This window comes from Pseudomonas rubra (assembly GCF_028656935.1).
Taxonomy (GTDB): Bacteria; Pseudomonadota; Gammaproteobacteria; order Pseudomonadales; family Pseudomonadaceae; genus Aquipseudomonas; species Aquipseudomonas rubra.
Genome location: NZ_JAMDGZ010000017.1, coordinates 43874 through 59731 on the forward strand (window position 1 = coordinate 43874; position 15858 = coordinate 59731).

General features: G+C 63.3%; 19 protein-coding genes. 13 read left to right on the forward strand and 6 right to left on the reverse strand.

Features of this window, described 5'->3' with window-relative positions:
* Window positions 1-22: 22 nt before the first annotated feature.
* Complete coding sequence (locus M5G17_RS08610; RefSeq protein WP_273892507.1) at window positions 23-595, reverse strand: DUF2796 domain-containing protein; 573 nt, start codon at window positions 593-595, stop codon at window positions 23-25.
* A gap of 132 nt (window positions 596-727) precedes the next feature.
* Between M5G17_RS08610 and M5G17_RS08615 the strand changes: the two genes are divergently transcribed.
* On the forward strand, window positions 728-1072 hold the full coding sequence (locus tag M5G17_RS08615) for a hypothetical protein (RefSeq protein ID WP_130266486.1): 345 nt from the start codon (window positions 728-730) through the stop codon (window positions 1070-1072).
* Between the two features lie 63 nt (window positions 1073-1135).
* Here the strand turns inward: M5G17_RS08615 and trxA are convergent, their stop codons facing one another.
* The 3 genes from trxA to M5G17_RS08630 are packed head-to-tail and all read right to left on the reverse strand — an operon-like array spanning window position 1136 to window position 3145.
* Window positions 1136-2008, reverse strand: coding sequence for a thioredoxin (gene trxA, locus M5G17_RS08620; protein ID WP_273892508.1), 873 nt, complete (start codon window positions 2006-2008; stop codon window positions 1136-1138).
* Window positions 2009-2039: 31 nt separating this feature from the next.
* Window positions 2040-2699 (reverse strand): class I SAM-dependent methyltransferase, encoded by a 660-nt coding sequence (locus tag M5G17_RS08625; protein ID WP_273892593.1) that lies wholly within the window; start codon window positions 2697-2699, stop codon window positions 2040-2042.
* Window positions 2699-3145, reverse strand: coding sequence for a YbaY family lipoprotein (locus M5G17_RS08630; protein WP_273892509.1), 447 nt, complete (start codon window positions 3143-3145; stop codon window positions 2699-2701). The genes M5G17_RS08625 and M5G17_RS08630 overlap by 1 nt, the downstream gene beginning before the upstream one ends.
* A gap of 107 nt (window positions 3146-3252) precedes the next feature.
* On the opposite strand from M5G17_RS08630, the gene nrdR reads away from it, so the two are divergent.
* From nrdR to M5G17_RS08690, 12 genes are all read left to right on the forward strand, one after another.
* Window positions 3253-3717, forward strand: a complete 465-nt coding sequence (nrdR, locus tag M5G17_RS08635) for a transcriptional regulator NrdR (RefSeq protein ID WP_010222838.1) — start codon at window positions 3253-3255, stop codon at window positions 3715-3717.
* A gap of 2 nt (window positions 3718-3719) precedes the next feature.
* Window positions 3720-4850: a bifunctional diaminohydroxyphosphoribosylaminopyrimidine deaminase/5-amino-6-(5-phosphoribosylamino)uracil reductase RibD gene (gene ribD, locus M5G17_RS08640; RefSeq protein ID WP_273892510.1), complete on the forward strand. Its 1131-nt coding sequence runs from the start codon at window positions 3720-3722 to the stop codon at window positions 4848-4850.
* A gap of 45 nt (window positions 4851-4895) precedes the next feature.
* A complete protein-coding gene (locus M5G17_RS08645) occupies window positions 4896-5561 on the forward strand; it encodes a riboflavin synthase (protein ID WP_273892511.1) in 666 nt (221 codons plus the stop codon).
* 18 nt (window positions 5562-5579) lie between these two features.
* Window positions 5580-6674 (forward strand): bifunctional 3,4-dihydroxy-2-butanone-4-phosphate synthase/GTP cyclohydrolase II, encoded by a 1095-nt coding sequence (gene ribBA / locus M5G17_RS08650; protein WP_273892512.1) that lies wholly within the window; start codon window positions 5580-5582, stop codon window positions 6672-6674.
* An 89-nt stretch (window positions 6675-6763) separates the two neighbouring features.
* Window positions 6764-7240 carry a 6,7-dimethyl-8-ribityllumazine synthase gene (gene ribH / locus M5G17_RS08655; protein ID WP_065759168.1) on the forward strand — a complete coding sequence of 159 codons (477 nt, stop codon included), beginning with the start codon at window positions 6764-6766 and terminating at the stop codon, window positions 7238-7240.
* Window positions 7237-7737, forward strand: coding sequence for a transcription antitermination factor NusB (nusB, locus tag M5G17_RS08660; RefSeq protein ID WP_273892513.1), 501 nt, complete (start codon window positions 7237-7239; stop codon window positions 7735-7737). Before ribH ends, nusB begins: the two co-directional genes overlap by 4 nt.
* An 18-nt stretch (window positions 7738-7755) precedes the next feature.
* Window positions 7756-8721, forward strand: a complete 966-nt coding sequence (thiL, locus tag M5G17_RS08665; RefSeq protein WP_273892514.1) for a thiamine-phosphate kinase — start codon at window positions 7756-7758, stop codon at window positions 8719-8721.
* Window positions 8718-9221: a phosphatidylglycerophosphatase A family protein gene (locus M5G17_RS08670; protein ID WP_130266477.1), complete on the forward strand. Its 504-nt coding sequence runs from the start codon at window positions 8718-8720 to the stop codon at window positions 9219-9221. The genes thiL and M5G17_RS08670 overlap by 4 nt, the downstream gene beginning before the upstream one ends.
* A 12-nt stretch (window positions 9222-9233) precedes the next feature.
* Window positions 9234-9986, forward strand: coding sequence for a substrate-binding periplasmic protein (locus M5G17_RS08675; protein ID WP_273892515.1), 753 nt, complete (start codon window positions 9234-9236; stop codon window positions 9984-9986).
* A 113-nt stretch (window positions 9987-10099) separates the two neighbouring features.
* Window positions 10100-10717: a GTP cyclohydrolase II gene (ribA, locus tag M5G17_RS08680; protein ID WP_010222848.1), complete on the forward strand. Its 618-nt coding sequence runs from the start codon at window positions 10100-10102 to the stop codon at window positions 10715-10717.
* The gene (locus M5G17_RS08685) at window positions 10714-11133 is read left to right on the forward strand and encodes an MFS transporter (RefSeq protein WP_273892517.1); all 420 of its coding nucleotides are present in this window, start codon (window positions 10714-10716) and stop codon (window positions 11131-11133) included. The genes ribA and M5G17_RS08685 overlap by 4 nt, the downstream gene beginning before the upstream one ends.
* A complete protein-coding gene (locus M5G17_RS08690; RefSeq protein WP_273892518.1) occupies window positions 11133-11942 on the forward strand; it encodes a cobalamin-binding protein in 810 nt (269 codons plus the stop codon). Before M5G17_RS08685 ends, M5G17_RS08690 begins: the two co-directional genes overlap by 1 nt.
* On the opposite strand, the gene M5G17_RS08695 is transcribed toward M5G17_RS08690, so the two are convergent.
* On the reverse strand, window positions 11920-13797 hold the full coding sequence (locus tag M5G17_RS08695; protein WP_273892519.1) for a TonB-dependent receptor domain-containing protein: 1878 nt from the start codon (window positions 13795-13797) through the stop codon (window positions 11920-11922). The genes M5G17_RS08690 and M5G17_RS08695 overlap by 23 nt on opposite strands.
* Before the next feature lie 72 nt (window positions 13798-13869).
* Complete coding sequence (dxs, locus tag M5G17_RS08700; RefSeq protein WP_273892520.1) at window positions 13870-15768, reverse strand: 1-deoxy-D-xylulose-5-phosphate synthase; 1899 nt, start codon at window positions 15766-15768, stop codon at window positions 13870-13872.
* Window positions 15769-15858: the final 90 nt, after the last annotated feature.

Here is a 15858-nt window from a genome sequence, read left to right on the forward strand (position 1 = left end):
GCGTTTCGCTGCAAAAGGGCTGTCAGAAGTTGATCGTGGCCTTGGTCGGGGTCGCTTCGACGCCTTGCTGGCCATTGGGCCCGATCAGTTGTAGCGCAATTTTCTGGGTGGCGGGGAAGGCCTTGAACAATGGGCCCAGGTCGAGGTTCTTGAGCTCGCCGGGCTTGTCGCAGGTCAGCCGGTAATGGGCATGGACGTCACTGTGCTGGTGGCCTTCGTGCTTGTCGCCATCGTCATCGGCTGCCGGTTTGTCGCCGAACAGCGGGCTTTCCAGTTCCTGATCACTTTCGCTGCAGTTAGCTGCCTTGGCCAGGCCAAACAGCGCCAATGGTTTTTCCAATTGTGTGCGTACCGCCGCGACCTTGGCTTTGTCGGCGGCGCTGCTGGCTGGGTGTTCGAAGCCGACCAGGTTCATCGCCGGGCTGTCCAGTTCCAGCTCCAGGGTCTTGTCGTCCAGCACCACATTCAAGCGAGCGACGCCGTGTTCATGGGCGGCGAGGCTGCCCTGGGCGTGGTCATGATCGTGGTCTTCATGGGCATGGGCGACGGCCAGGGGCAACAAGGCAAACGGCAAGGCAAGCAACAGACGGCGCATGGGCTGACTCCGCGGAAGCGCTGGAAAGGTTTGGTAATGTTATAACAACTTATTTGCTCCGCGCCAGTGTGCTTGGCGATCAAGCGTTGGCGTGGGAGCATGGACCCATTGATTGCGCACAAGGACAAACCCATGCGAATTCGCGGACACATCGGCGACTGGCCGGTAGACCTGACCCTGGAACTGGACCCGGCGGAATGGGCACAACTGGGTGGTCAATTGAGCGCTGTGACGCCTGCGCCGGTGCAGGCTGCAGCCCCAGTGGCAGCGGCGCGGCCAGATGATGCGCTATGGCAGGCGGCGCGCGAGGTATTGCGCAAGGCCGGGCAGCTCAGCGGGCCGGAGTTGCTGGAGCACCTGGAGGGTTTGGCAGGTAGCACGGCGGCGGGCAAGCGCCTGCTGGTGCGGCTGCGTCATAGCGCCGAGGTGAAGGTGGAAAGCGGGGCGGATGCGCCGGTTTATCACTGGTTGGAGTGATAGAGGTTTCGCGGGGCAAGCCCGCTCCTACAGGTGTGGGAGCGGGCTTGCCCCGCGATCAATTCAATACAAGGCAGCAAACAACTTGCGCCGGTAAGTACCTACCAGCGGATGATCGTTACCCAGCAGGTCAAACACCTGCAGCAAGGTCTTGTGCGCGATCCCGCTGTCATAGCCGCGGTTGCGCTTGAACAGCTTGAGCAAGCCTTCCAGCGCCGCCTCGTATTGCTGGCGCGACAGCTGCTGGATGCATAACTGATACGCCGCTTCGTCATCTTCAGCATTTTGCGCCAGGCGTGCTTTCAGGTCGGCGACTTCCGGCAGGCTGGCGGCCTGGCGCAGGAAGGTCAGTTGCGCCTTGGCGCCGGCCAGGGCAGCCTTGTGCTCATCGCTCCTGACCGCATCGAGCACGGCCTGAGCTTCACCCAGCTCGCCCCGTTCGGCCAGGCAGCGGGCGTAGAGAATCAGCGCGCCAGCATTGCTGTTGTCTTCAGTGAGCAGTGCCTTGAGGGTGTTCTCGGCTTCGCTGAAGCGCCCTTCGGCGAACAGCGCCTGGGCTTGCTCCAGCGGGTCCGCAGCAGCCGGTGGAGGCATTTGCACGTGGGGTTCGAGCAGGGCACGAATCGCCGACTCCGGTTGGGCGCCGGCAAAACCGTCGACGGGTTGGCCATCCTTGAACAGCACCACGGTCGGCAGGCTGCGAATGCCGAAGCGGGCGACGATGTCCTGCTCGATATCACAATTGACCTTGGCCAGCAGCAGCTCGCCCTGGTAGCTCTCGGTGATTTGCGCCAGCAGCGGCATCAGCGCCTTGCACGGGGCGCACCATTCGGCCCAGAAATCGACCAGCACCGGCTTGTGGAAAGAGTTCTGGATCACCGACTGATCGAAGTCGGCGGCAGTGGCGTCGAATACATACGGGGTAGCAGGGTTCATCGCGACTCTCGAAAATCCGTGAATGGCATCACTATAAAGGCTGGCGACTGGCGTGGTACAGGCTGACCCGGCGGAATTCGTGAGGTTCGGCCAGGTCCGGTAAGGTCAGGGCGTCCAGCGTGCCCAGGGAGCGGTACAGCGGGTGGCTGAAATCCCTGACCCGTGAATCGGCCACCAGCGCCTGTTGGCCGCGGCTGAGGAACTCATCCAGCAGGGGTAGGTTGGCGCGGTCGTAGAGCACATCGGCGACCAGGATCAGGTCGAAGCGGTCGGCTTCCTGGAAGAAATCGCTGGAGTAGCTCAGTTCCACCTCGTTGAGCGCGGCATTGGCCCGGCAGGCTTGCAACGCCAGCGGATCAAGATCACAGGCGACGACTTCCAGTGCGCCGGCCTTGGCCGCAGCAATGCCAGCGATGCCGGAGCCTGCGCCAAAATCCAGCACCCGCTTGCCGGCCACCCAGTGCCGGTGTTGGTCCAGGTAGCGCGCCATGGCCAGGCCGCTGGCCCAACAGAAGCTCCAGTACGGCGGCTCGTGGAGGATGCGCCGGGTTTCTTCGCTGCTGAAGGCGCGGTCCATGTTCTGCGCGTCGATCAACCACAGCTTGAGCGCGCATTCGGGCAAGTCGCTGACCACCAGTTGTGCGTCACCCAGCAGTTCACTTAAAGCGTGCTGCAACGGCACTGGCGCCATCATGGCGCCTTTTCGAAGCGCAATGGGCCGGTGGCCTGGGTCTGGGCCTGGGCAATGCGCAGCGGCGGCAGGTGCAAGATCAGTTGCCCGGACTGGCTGGCGCGGCCGCGCAACTCGACCCGGGCCCCGGCCGGAAAGGCCTCGGGGTTGAAGCGCAGGCGAAACGGCAGGTCCAGACCATTGCCGCTGAGGGTGCTGCTTGCCAGCAAGCCTTGCGGGCGGCCACGTTCGTCGATGACCAACAGGGCCAGTTCGACTTCGGCGCCGGCCGGAATGTTGAGCAAGGTCCCGCTCAATTCGCGCTGGTAAGCCGGCAAGGGCCCGAGCTCTTTAGCCGGTTTGCTTGCCACCGGTGCTTTTGGCGCCGGTACTGGCTGGGGTTTGTCGCTGCTGCAAGCAACCAGCACAGCGGCGAAACTGAGCACGACAAGCGCTCTTAATGGCATGGGGAATTCCTTCGCGGCATATTTCCTCACTGGATGGTAACCCCTTTGGCTTGTCTTGCCAGTGGGATGCGCTACCATGGCCCTCCCTTTTTTTGTTGCCTGCCACCATGCACTGTCCCTTCTGCGGTGCCAACGACACCAAGGTCATCGACTCGCGACTGGTTGCCGAGGGCGAGCAAGTGCGCCGTCGGCGCGAATGCGTAGCTTGCGGTGAGCGCTTCACCACCTTCGAAACCGCCGAACTGGTTCTGCCCCGGCTGATCAAGCAGGACGGCAGTCGCCAGCCCTTCGACGAAGAAAAACTGCGCGCCGGTATGCAGCGCGCCCTGGAAAAACGTCCGGTCAGTGTCGAGCGCCTGGAAGCGGCGCTGGCGCATATCAAGCACAAGCTGCGGGCTACCGGCGAGCGCGAGATCAAATCGCTGGTCGTCGGCGAGTTGGTCATGGCCGAGCTGCAGAAGCTCGATGAAGTCGCCTACATTCGCTTCGCCTCGGTGTACCGGCGTTTCCAGGACCTCAACGAGTTCCGTGAAGAAATCGACCGCCTGGCCCGTGTGCCGGCTAAAGAGTGAGCATGTCCAGCGAACGCGCGGTGCTTGATGCCCATTACATGGCCAGGGCCATCGAGTTGGCCCGCAAGGGCGTGTACTCCACGCACCCGAACCCGCGGGTTGGTTGTGTGATCGTCCGTGACGGCCAGGTTGTTGGCGAAGGCTGGCATGTGCGTGCCGGCGAGCCCCATGCCGAGGTGCATGCCTTGCGTCAGGCCGGTGAGCTGGCCCGTGGCGCTTGCGCCTATGTCACGCTTGAGCCGTGCAGCCACCACGGGCGCACGCCGCCCTGCGCCGAGGCGCTGGTCAAGGCCGGCGTCGCGCGGGTGGTGGCGGCCATGCAGGACCCCAATCCGCAAGTCGCCGGCCAAGGTCTGCAGCGCCTTGCCGACGCCGGCATCGAGGTGGCCAGCGGTGTGCTCGAAGGCGAAGCCCGGGCCCTGAACCCGGGCTTTCTCAAGCGCATGGAGCACGGCCTGCCGTTCGTACGGGCCAAGCTTGCGATGAGCCTGGATGGCCGTACGGCCATGGCTAGTGGTGAGAGCCAGTGGATCACCGGCCCGGCCGCACGCTCGGCGGTGCAGCGTTTGCGCGCGCGCTCAAGCGTGGTCCTGACCAGCGCCGAAAGCGTACTGGCCGACAACGCGCGGATGACCGTGCGCGGCGACGAGCTTGGCCTGGACCCGGAAACCACCGCCCTGGCCCTCGCCCGTCCACCGCTGCGGGTGTTGATCGACGGCCGTTTGCGCGTGCCGCTTGACGCGCCGTTCTTTCAAGCCGGGCCGGCCCTGGTGGTGACCGCCGCCGAAGTCGACGCGGCGTATGCCCAGGCCGGCCATGAGCTGTTGCGTCTGCCGGGCAGCGATGGCCGTGTCGATCTGCCTGCGCTGATGCTCGAACTGGCTGCTCGCGGTGCCAGCGAGGTACTGGTCGAAGCTGGCGCCGGCCTGGTCGGCGCCTTTGCCCGCCAGGGCCTGATCGACGAGTATCAGATTTTTGTCGCCGGGCGCATTCTGGGCTCCAGTGCCCGACCGTTGCTCGACTGGCCGCTGGAAACCATGCGCCAGGCGCCCCATTTGAAAATCACCGAAATGCGTGCAGTAGGCGATGACTGGCGAGTCACTGCGGTTCCCAAGCCTGCGCCCGGCGTATAATTTGCGGCTAGCGCCACGCGCAGCCCTGTTCTCGAGGAGGACTTCATGTTCACCGGCATCATCGAATCGATTGGCAGCATCCGTTCCCTGACCCCAAAAGGCGGTGACGTGCGGGTGTATGTCGAAACCGGCAAGCTCGACCTGGGCGACGTCAAACTGGGTGACAGCATCGCCGTCAACGGTGTGTGCCTGACCGCCGTCGAGCTGCCTGGCGATGGCTTCTGGGCCGACGTCAGCCGCGAAACCCTCGACTGCACGGCCTTCAACGAGCTCAAGAGCGGCAGCCGGGTCAACCTGGAAAAAGCCCTGACACCGACCACCCGCCTGGGTGGCCACCTGGTCAGCGGCCACGTCGACGGTGTCGGCGAAGTGGTCTCGCGCAGCGATAACGCCCGTGCCATCCAGTTCCGCATCCGCGCCCCCAAAGAGCTGGCCAAGTACATTGCCCACAAGGGCTCGATCACCGTCGATGGCACCAGCCTTACGGTGAACGTCGTCGATGGCGCCGAATTCGAGCTGACCATCGTCCCGCACACCCTGGCCGAAACCATCATGGCCGACTACCGTCCAGGTCGTCGGGTGAACCTTGAGGTCGACCTGTTGGCCCGTTACCTGGAGCGTTTGCTGCTGGGCGACAAGGCCGCCGAGCCAAGCCAGGGTGGCGGCATCACCGAAAGTTTCCTGGCCGCCAACGGCTACCTGAAATCCTGATTTGAAAGGGGGTGCCCCGTGGCGCTCAACAGCATTGAAGAACTGGTTGAAGACATCCGCCAGGGCAAAATGGTCATCCTCATGGATGACGAAGACCGCGAGAACGAAGGCGACCTGATCATGGCCGCCGAATGCTGCAAGGCCGAGCACATCAACTTCATGGCCAAGCACGCGCGCGGCCTGATCTGCATGCCGATGTCGCGCGAGCGCTGCGAAACGCTCAAGTTGCCGCTGATGGCGCCGCGCAATGGCTCGGGCTTTGGCACCAAGTTCACCGTCTCGATCGAAGCCGCCACTGGCGTCACCACCGGCATCTCCGCCGCCGACCGCGCGCGCACCGTGCAGGCCGCTGCCGCTCGTGATGCCAAGGCCGAAGACATCGTCAGCCCCGGCCACATCTTCCCGCTGATGGCCCAGCCCGGCGGTACCCTGGCCCGTGCCGGTCACACCGAAGCGGCCTGCGACCTGGCACGCATGGCCGGTTTCGAGCCGAGCGGAGTGATCTGCGAGGTGATGAACGACGACGGCACCATGTCCCGTCGCGCCGAGCTTGAGACCTTCGCCGCCGAACACAACATCAAGATCGGCACCATTGCCGACCTGATCCACTACCGGATGATCCACGAACGTACCGTTCAGCGGGTTTCAGAGCAGCCGCTGGACAGCGAACTGGGTCAGTTCAACCTGGTCACCTACCGTGATTCGGTCGAGGGCGATGTGCACATGGCCCTGACCCTGGGCAACATCTGCGCCGAAGAACCGACCCTGGTACGGGTACACAACATGGACCCGCTGCGCGACCTGTTGATGGTCAAGCAACCGGGCCGCTGGAGCCTGCGTGCGGCCATGAGCGCCGTTGCAGACGCCGGCAGTGGTGTTGTGCTGTTGCTGGGCCACCCGCTTGATGGCGACGTGCTGCTGGCGCATATCCGCGAAAGCGCCGATACCACCGCGCAGGCGAAACCCCCGACCACCTACAGCACTGTGGGTGCAGGCTCGCAGATCCTGCGCGACCTTGGCGTGCGCAAAATGCGCCTGATGAGTTCGCCAATGAAGTTCAATGCGATATCCGGATTCGATCTGGAAGTTGTAGAATACGTGCCCTCCGAATAAAGCAGGCAGTTTGTCGCGCTGCCATTCGTGTCCCAAACCCCCACAGGCCGCCCGTTTGCGGCCTGGCTCTTTAAGATGAGAACTCCGCAATGACCCTGAAGACCATCGAAGGTACCTTCATTGCCCCCAAAGGTCGCTATGCTTTGGTGGTTGGCCGCTTCAACAGCTTCGTCGTCGAAAGCCTGGTGAGCGGTGCTGTTGACGCCCTGGTTCGCCACGGTGTGAGCGAAAGCGACATCACCATCATCCGTGCCCCGGGTGCCTTCGAAATCCCGCTGGTGGCACAGAAGGTCGCCCAGCAAAGCGAATATGCCGCGATCATTGCCCTGGGCGCCGTGATCCGTGGCGGTACCCCGCACTTTGAATATGTTGCGGGCGAATGCACCAAGGGCCTGGCCCAGGTCTCCATGGAGTTCGGCGTGCCCGTCTCCTTCGGTGTCCTGACTGTCGATTCGATCGAACAGGCCATTGAGCGTTCCGGCACCAAGGCCGGCAACAAGGGCGCCGAAGCTGCCCTGTCCGCTCTGGAAATGGTCAGCCTGCTGGCGCAGTTGGAGGCCAAGTGATTAGCGACGAAAGCGATCGTTTCAACCCGCGTGATCCGAAACCTGCGGATGCTGGCAAGCCCTCGAAGAGCGCCAAACGTCGCGAAGCCCGCAAGCTTGCGACCCAGGCGCTGTACCAGTGGCACATGGCCAAGCACTCGCTGAACGAAGTCGAAGCGCAGTTCCGGGTCGATAACGATTTCACCGATATCGATGGCGCCTATTTCCGCGAGATCCTGCACGGGGTTCCGGCGAAAAAAGCCGAGATCGACGAAGCGCTGAAGCCGTGCCTGGACCTGGCGCTTGAAGAGCTCGATCCGGTTGAACTGGCGGTGCTGCGCCTGTCCACCTGGGAGTTCATGATGCGTGCCGATGTGCCGTACCGCGTCGTGATCAACGAAGGCATCGAGCTGGCCAAGGTCTTTGGTTCAACCGACGGTCACAAGTTCGTCAACGGTGTGCTCGACAAGCTTGCACCGCGGCTGCGTGAAGCCGAAGTCAAGGCGTTCAAGCGCTGATCTCGGCGCTCTGTGCCAATGGGTGAGTTCGAGCTGATCCGTCATTACTTCGCCGCCGCGTCCTGTGCGCAAGGCGGTGAAGGCGTGGTGCTGGGCATAGGCGATGATTGCGCCTTGCTCAGCGTGCCATCGGGCGAACAGCTGGCGATCTCCACCGATACGCTGGTAGCCGGGGTGCATTTCCCGGCTGTCTGCGACCCTTTTCTGCTCGGTCAGCGTTCGCTGGCCGTTGCTGCCAGTGACTTGGCTGCCATGGGCGCCACGCCCATCGGCTTTACCCTGGCCCTGACCCTGCCCACGGTTCACGCCGACTGGCTGCAAGCCTATGCCCGCGGTTTGAACCAGATGGCCGAAAGTTGCCAACTGAGCCTGATTGGCGGGGATACCACCCGTGGCCCATTGAGCCTGACCATCACCGTGTTCGGCCGCACACCGGGCGGCCTTGCCCTGACGCGCAGTGGCGCGCAGGTCGGCGACCTGCTGTGCGTCGGTGGCGACCTGGGCAATGCGGCGGGTGCTTTGCCGCTGGTGCTCGGCGAGCGTTCGGCCGATGCCGGCCAGGCCGACCCTCTACTAGCCCACTACTGGTCGCCGCAGCCGCAACTGGCGCTGGGTCAGGCTCTGCGCGGCAAGGCCACGGCGGCGCTGGATATTTCCGATGGTTTGCTGGCGGATTGTGGGCACATTGCCAAGTCTTCGCAGGTGGCATTGCAGGTCGAACTGGAGCGCCTGCCGTTGTCGGCGGCCCTGCAGACGTTTCTCGGCCGGCAAGGCGCGCAGCAGGCGGCGCTGGCCGGTGGTGATGATTACGTGCTGGCCTTCACCCTGCCCGAAGCCGAGCTTGCGCCGTTGCTGGGCGCCGGCTGGCCGATCCGGGTGGTGGGCCGCGTCACTGCCGGCCGTGGTGTCAGCCTGATCGATGGCCGTGGCCAGGACATCACCCCGGACACCCGGGGCTATCAACATTTTAAGGAGACACCGTGACGGATCACCCCAAACAGGTGCCTGCGGAGTTCGTTCCGCCGTCGGTCTGGCGCAATCCCTGGCATTTCCTGGCCTTCGGCTTCGGTTCCGGAACCTTGCCCAAGGCGCCGGGAACCTGGGGCTCGCTGGTAGCTCTACCTTTTATCCCGTTGTGGCAGATGATGCCCGATTGGGGCTACTGGCTGATGCTCGGCCTGACTATGCTGTTTGGCTTCTGGTTGTGCGGCAAAGTCGCCGATGACTTGAAAGTGCATGACCATGAAGGGATCGTCTGGGACGAGATGGTCGGCATGTGGATCACCCTGTGGCTAGTGCCTGAAGGCTGGCAGTGGCTGCTGGCGGGCTTTTTGATGTTCCGCTTCTTCGACATCCTCAAGCCCTGGCCGATTCGCTGGGTCGACCGCCATGTGCATGGCGGGGTCGGGATCATGCTCGACGATGTGTTGGCAGGGGTGTTTGCCTGGCTGGGCATGCAGCTTCTGGTATGGAGTTTCACCTAAGGGAGCGGGGCGATGACGGGATGGCGGCTGTTGCTGTTGTTGCTGGTCCTGGCGGCCAGTGTGGTCAAGGCGGCCGATGCGCCGCCGGCGACACCCGGCCAGGTGCGTCTGGTCAGTGAGGAGTGGCTCGATTACACCAATGCCGATGGCAGCGGCCTGGCCTGGGACGTGCTGCGCAAGGTGTTCGAGCCGGTCGGCGTCAAGGTTCGCACCCTGAGTGCGCCGTACAGCCGGGCGGTAGGCCTGGTCAAGCGCGGTGAGGCGGATGCCTGGGTCGGCTCCTATCGCGAAGAGAACGCCGACAACCTGTACCCGCGCTGGTATTTCGACATGGACCATATCTATGCCCTGGGCCTGGCCAGTCGTCCCGTGCCCACCCCGCAGACCCTTGGCCGGTATCGCCTGGCCTGGGTGCGAGGCTATGACTACAAGAACTACTTGCCCAACGTCGAGCATTTTCGCGAAATCCAGCGCCGCGAGGGGATCTTGCCGATGCTTGAGCATGATCGTGTCGATTTCTACATTGATGCCCTGACTGAAGTTGACTATGTCCTCGAACAGGCGCCCGATCCCAAGTTGTTCCGCCGCAGTCACCTGGTTGAGCTGCCGCTGTACCTGGCTTTTGGCCGTACCGCCGAGGGCAAGGCACTACGTGCTTTGTTCGATCAACGCATGGACAAACTGGTTGCCAGTGGCGAGTTGCGGGCGATCTTCGAGCGCTGGCAGCAGCCGTATCCGTTCGATGGTGAAGGCAAGCATCCGTAGGCGACATCGAACTTCTCGATCTGTTTGCTCGATAATTCAGCCTAAGCAGCGCTGCCACGCTGCTGATACAATCGCCCCACGTCAATTTTCAAGTTACTGATCAGGAGCACAACGTGCCCGTCGTTTTTGTTGCCGCTTCCAAGTTGCCTACCCCGTTTGCGACCTTCACCATGCATGGTTTTCTCGATGAAGCCACCGGCCGCGAGCACGTCGTGCTCAGCCTGGGTGATGTGGCCGACGGGCAGCCGGTGCTGGGGCGCCTGCATTCCGAATGCCTGACCGGCGACGCCTTGTTCAGCCAGCGTTGCGACTGCGGCTCGCAACTCGAAGCAGCGCTGCAGGCGATTGCCCGCGAAGGCCGCGGCGTGCTGCTGTACTTGCGTCAGGAAGGCCGTGGCATTGGCCTGCTGAACAAGATCCGCGCCTACGAACTGCAAGACGGCGGCGCTGACACCGTTGAAGCCAACGAGCGCCTGGGCTTTGCCGCCGATCAGCGTGACTACGGCATGTGCCAGCCAATGCTCGAGCACCTGGGAGTCAAGTCGCTGCGCCTGATGACCAACAACCCGCGCAAGGTCAAGGCCCTCACCGGCATGGGTATCCCGGTTGCCGAGCGCGTGCCGCTACACACCGGCCACAACCCGCACAACAAGCACTACCTGGCGACCAAGGCCGGTAAGCTCGGCCATATGATGGGCAATGAGCACCAGGGCGAGGCCGGCCGGGCGTGACCCGCGCCCAGGTTCGCCGGCGCCTGGAACTGGCCTGGTGGCAATACCTGGCAGTGGCGCTGGTGCCATTGCTGGTGTTTGCCTGGGCCTTTGGCGGCGTGCAGGCACTGATCCCGACCCTGGCCATGCCGATGTTCATCGCCGGCGTGGCCTCGATGTTTCTCAGCCTGCCGCGTTTTGGCGCCTACAAGCATGGGCTGATCGCTACCCAGAAGGCCCTGAACACAGACGACGAGCCTGTGGCCTGGATCGAACTGGCGCGCATCCGTCGCCTGGGCATGCTGTTCGCCTGCCTGCCGGCGTGGATCGCCGCACTGTCGGTGTTCGTCGGCCTTGAGGCCGTGCCGCAGATCCTTCTGGCCATCTCCAGCCTGGTCTTGCTCTACCTCTACCGTATCCCTCGCCAGCTCGGCTGATGCGTCGCTATCTGTGGCTGTTGCTGCTGGCCTTCGGCATGCCGCTGGCGGCAGCGCCGCGGGTGGTCAGCCTGGCGCCGTCAATCAGCGAAATCCTGCTCGACCTGAACGCTGGCGACTTGCTGGTGGGCATGGCCGAGTGGCGCGAGCGTCCTGCGCAGTTGGCCGAGGTGCCGCTGGTTGGCGGATATGGCCAACTGGACATGGAGCGCCTGCTCAGCGTGCGCCCGGATCTTGTGTTGTATTGGCCAGGCAGCGTGCCTGCGGCCCAGCGTGACCAGCTCGAGCGGTTGGGGATTCCTTTGTACCGCGTCGAGGTGCATGAGCTGGATGACCTGGTCACGCAGGTCAACGAAATTGGCCTGCGCATCGGGCGCAAGGAACAAGCCGGGCAGTTGGCCGCAACCTTGCGCAAGCGCCTTGCCGCGTTGCGTCAGCAGTACCGCCGTGAACGTCCGTTGACAGTGTTCTATCAAGTCTGGGACAAGCCGCTGTACACCGTGGGTGGCGCTCAGATCATCTCCGACGCCCTGAGCGTATGTGGTGCGCGCAACGTGTTTGCCGACCTCGCCCAGCCGGCGCCACAGGTCAACCTGGAGACGGTGCTGGCGCGCAACCCCCAGGTGATCCTTGCCCCCGATCTGCTCCAGCTTGATGCCTGGAAGGCCTGGCCGCACGTCGCCGCCGTGCGTGATGGCCTTCTGTTGCAGGTGCCGGACAAAGGCCTGGAGCGCCCCAGCGGGCAGATGATCGAAGCGACGGCCAAATTGTGCGAACTGCTGCAGGCTAAAGCGCCGGCGTCCAGGTAACGCCTAGTAGCCAGGTGCGGCCTTCTTCGCGGTAGCCGTAGTTCGCGCCTTCGTAGTTGTACAGGGCGCGCGAGTAGGCCTTGTCGAGGAGGTTATCCAGCTTGAAGTCCAGCTTGATCTCGCGGTTAAGGGTCCAGCTACTACGCAGCCCGAGCAGGCCGTAGCCGCCCAACTTGCTACTGTTGGCTTCATTGTCGTAGCTGCTGCTCACCGCTTGCCAGCTGGCGCCCAGGCCTAATTGATCGAATTGCCGATCAAGGTCCAGGCTCAGTGTTCTACGGGCTCGCCGGGCCAGGGTATGGCCGCTGTCGCGATCACGCGGGTCGATCAGCGCCAGCCCCAGGTTGCTTTGCCAGCCGAACCATTGCTGGTGCAGCGCCGCTTCGAAGCCATTCACTCGCGCTGAGGCAACGTTTCTCGGGATAGAGCCTTCACCGAAAATGATCGCATCGCGCAGGTCTGTCCGATAAATCGAAGCTTCAAGTCGGCTGTCTTCACTCAACTGGCTGCGCCACTGCAACTCGTAGCTTTTCGAGCGCTCAGGCTTGAGGTTCGGATTACTGTACTGGGGGTAATACAGGTCGTTGAACGTGGGCGCACGGAAGCCTTCGCTGTAGGAAAGCAGCAGGTCGTTATCGACGTTGACCGGCACGGTGAGGCTGCCGCTCCAGGTGTTCTTACCACCAAACTGTTGGTTCTGGTCGCGGCGCAAGCCGACTTCGGTGGCGAACCCTTCACCCTTGAAACGGTGCTGAGCAAAAGCGGCACGATTCCAGCGGCTGTCTTCGTCAAAGTCGGTACTGCCATGCACGCGATCCTGGTACCAGTCCGCGCCAAGCATCAAGCTGTTCTGCTCATCGAAAGTCAGGTCGTTCTGCCAAGTGGCGGAGTCGCGATAGGTGTTGAATTCGCTGGCGTCGGTGCTGAGTTTGTCGCGCTTCTTGTCGCGGTTTTCGCTATGGCCAAACTCCAGGCGGGAATACCAGCTCTCATTGATCTGAGCGCCGAGATAAGTTCCCAGGCTACTGACGTTGTAATCGGTATAGGGGGCCTGGCCGAAGCTCTGGAAAGTGTCCATGTCGAAGCGTCCGTACGGGTTGTCGTACTCGCTCCGGCCCCGGCTGTCGAGCAGGTTCAGACCCGCCTCGATGCTGTCATTGAAGCTGTGGCTCAGGCTCAGATTGACCGATTTGTTGCGATAGGCGTCATGGTCGCCATCACTGGGGTAGGAGGTGTGGCTCCAATTGATTCCGGCGCTTTCATCAAGGCTGGCGCCAAGATTGAAGCGGGTACTCTGATCGCCACCGGAAACACCCAGGCTGCGCTGCCAGGTCTGGTCACTGCCAGCAGCCAAACGCAGACGTGGCTGCAGACCTTGTTGAGCACTACGGCGAGTGAAGATCTGGATGACGCCGCCGATGGCATCGCTACCGTAGACCGCCGAGCGTGAACCGCGCAGTACCTCGATGCGCTCGATCTGGTCGACATTTAGAAACTGCAGGCCGCTATCACCGGAGGTAGCGTTGGCAATCCGCACACCGTCCACAAGCACCAGGCTTTGCGCGGTCTTGCTGCCGCGGATGTAGATGCCCGGCACGCTGCCGCGCCCGCCTGTAGGTGCAACCTGAACACCCGGCACCCGGGTCAGCAGGTCAGTGACGCTGGAAGGCTGCAGGCGATCGATGTCGTCACGGGTAAAGACCGTGTTGGCGGCGCTGGTTTGCGTGCGGTCTTCGACCTGGCGGTTGGCGCTGATCAGCGTGTTGGGCAGCTTCAGGGCGCTTTCGCGGTCGATGGGGTCGGCCAGCAGGGTGGTTGGCAGTAGCAGAAGGGGGGCAAAGCGCAGGGATTTCATGGCAGTTCCATTGCTATCGCGGGGCAAGCCCGCTCCCACACTGTAGGAGCGGGCTTGCCCCGCGATGAGGTCTCAAAGACCGAGCAGTTGCATCCGCTGACGCACCGAGGCTTCGATCCCGGCGGCATCCAGGCCGCACTCGGCGAGCATCTGGGCAGGCTTGGCATGCTCGACATACACGTCCGGCAGCCCCAGGTGCAGCACCGGCTTGAGCAGCGCTTCGCGGGCCAGGAACTCGCTGATCGCAGCGCCAGCGCCACCCATGATGGCGTTTTCTTCGACGGTTACCAGCAGTTCGTGGCTGCCGGCGATTTCGCGCACCAGGGCTTCATCCAGCGGTTTGACGAAACGCATGTCGACCACGGTGGCGTCGATCGACTCGGCAACTTTCAGGGCTTCGCTCAACTGCACGCCAAACACCAGCAGGGCGACCTTGCTGCCTTGGCGGCGAACGATGCCCTTGCCAATTTCCAGTGGCTCAAGGTTGCTCTCGATCGGTGCATTCGGGCCGCTGCCGCGTGGGTAGCGTACGGCTGCCGGACCGTTGTACAGGTGGCCGGTGCTGAGCATCTTGCGCAACTCGTTCTCGTCGCTCGGGGTCATCACCAGCATGCCGGGGATGCAGCGCAGGAACGACAGGTCAAAGCTGCCCGCGTGGGTCGGGCCGTCTTCACCGACCAGGCCGGCGCGGTCGATGGCGAACAGCACGTCGAGGTTCTGCACCGCGACGTCGTGGATCAGTTGGTCGTAGGCACGCTGGAGGAAGGTCGAATAGATCGCCACCACCGGCTTGCTGCCTTCGCAGGCCATGCCCGCAGCCAGCGTCACGGCGTGCTGTTCGGCGATGGCAACGTCGAAGTAGCGTTCAGGGTAGCGTTCGCTGAAGGCCACCAGGTCAGAGCCTTCTTTCATTGCCGGGGTGATGCCGACCAGGCGCTGGTCGGCTGCGGCCATGTCGCACAGCCATTGGCCGAACACGGCGGAATACTTCGGTCCGCTGGCGCGTTTCGGCGCAGCGGCGGGTTTGTCCACAGGCTCAAGCTTGGTGATCGCGTGGTAACCGATCGGGTCAACCTCTGCCGGGGCGAAGCCCTTGCCCTTCTTGGTCACCACGTGCAGGAACTGCGGGCCCTTGAGGTCACGCATGTTGCGCAGGGTGGTGATCAGGGTCGGCAGGTCGTGGCCATCGATCGGGCCGATGTAGTTCCAGCCCAGCTCTTCGAACAGGGTGCCGGGGACCAGCATGCCCTTGGCGTACTCTTCGGTGCGGCGGGCGATTTCCCAGGCGCCAGGCAGGCGCGAGAGGACCTTCTTGCTGCCCTCGCGCATGCTCGAGTAGGTGCGGCTGGAGAGGATCTTGGCCAGGTAGTTGGACAGGCCGCCGACATTGCGCGAAATCGACATGTCGTTGTCGTTGAGGATCACCAGCATGTCGGCGTCGACTTCCTGGGCGTGGTTCAACGCCTCGAACGCCATGCCGGCGGTCAACGCGCCGTCGCCGATCACGGCAATCGACTTGCGCGGATCGTTCTGCAGGCGGGCGGCGATGGCCATGCCCAGGGCTGCGCTGATCGAGGTGCTGGAGTGACCGACGCCGAAGGTGTCGTACTCGCTTTCGGCGCGACGCGGGAAAGCGGCCAGGCCGTCCTTCTGGCGCAGGGTGTTCATGCGCTGGCGGCGACCGGTGAGGATTTTGTGCGGATAGGCCTGATGACCGACGTCCCACACCAGACGATCGTCCGGGGTATCGAAGACGTAGTGCAGGGCGATCGTCAGCTCGATGACGCCCAGGCCGGCACCGAAATGCCCGCCGGTCTGACCAACGGTATAGAGCAGTTCCTGGCGCAGTTCGTCGGCCAGGTTCTCCAGGTCGGCTTCAGCCAGGCGGCGCAGGCCGGCAGGCGTATCGGCACGGTCAAGCAGCGGCGTGACCGGGCGTTCGCGGGGGATCTCTTGAAACGTCGTGGGCATCAGGCGAATCGTTATAGATATGAAGTGGCGGCAGTTTACCTTATTGCGGTAATGGCTGCCCATTGAGTGCTAAAGCAGGGGCCTTTGGCC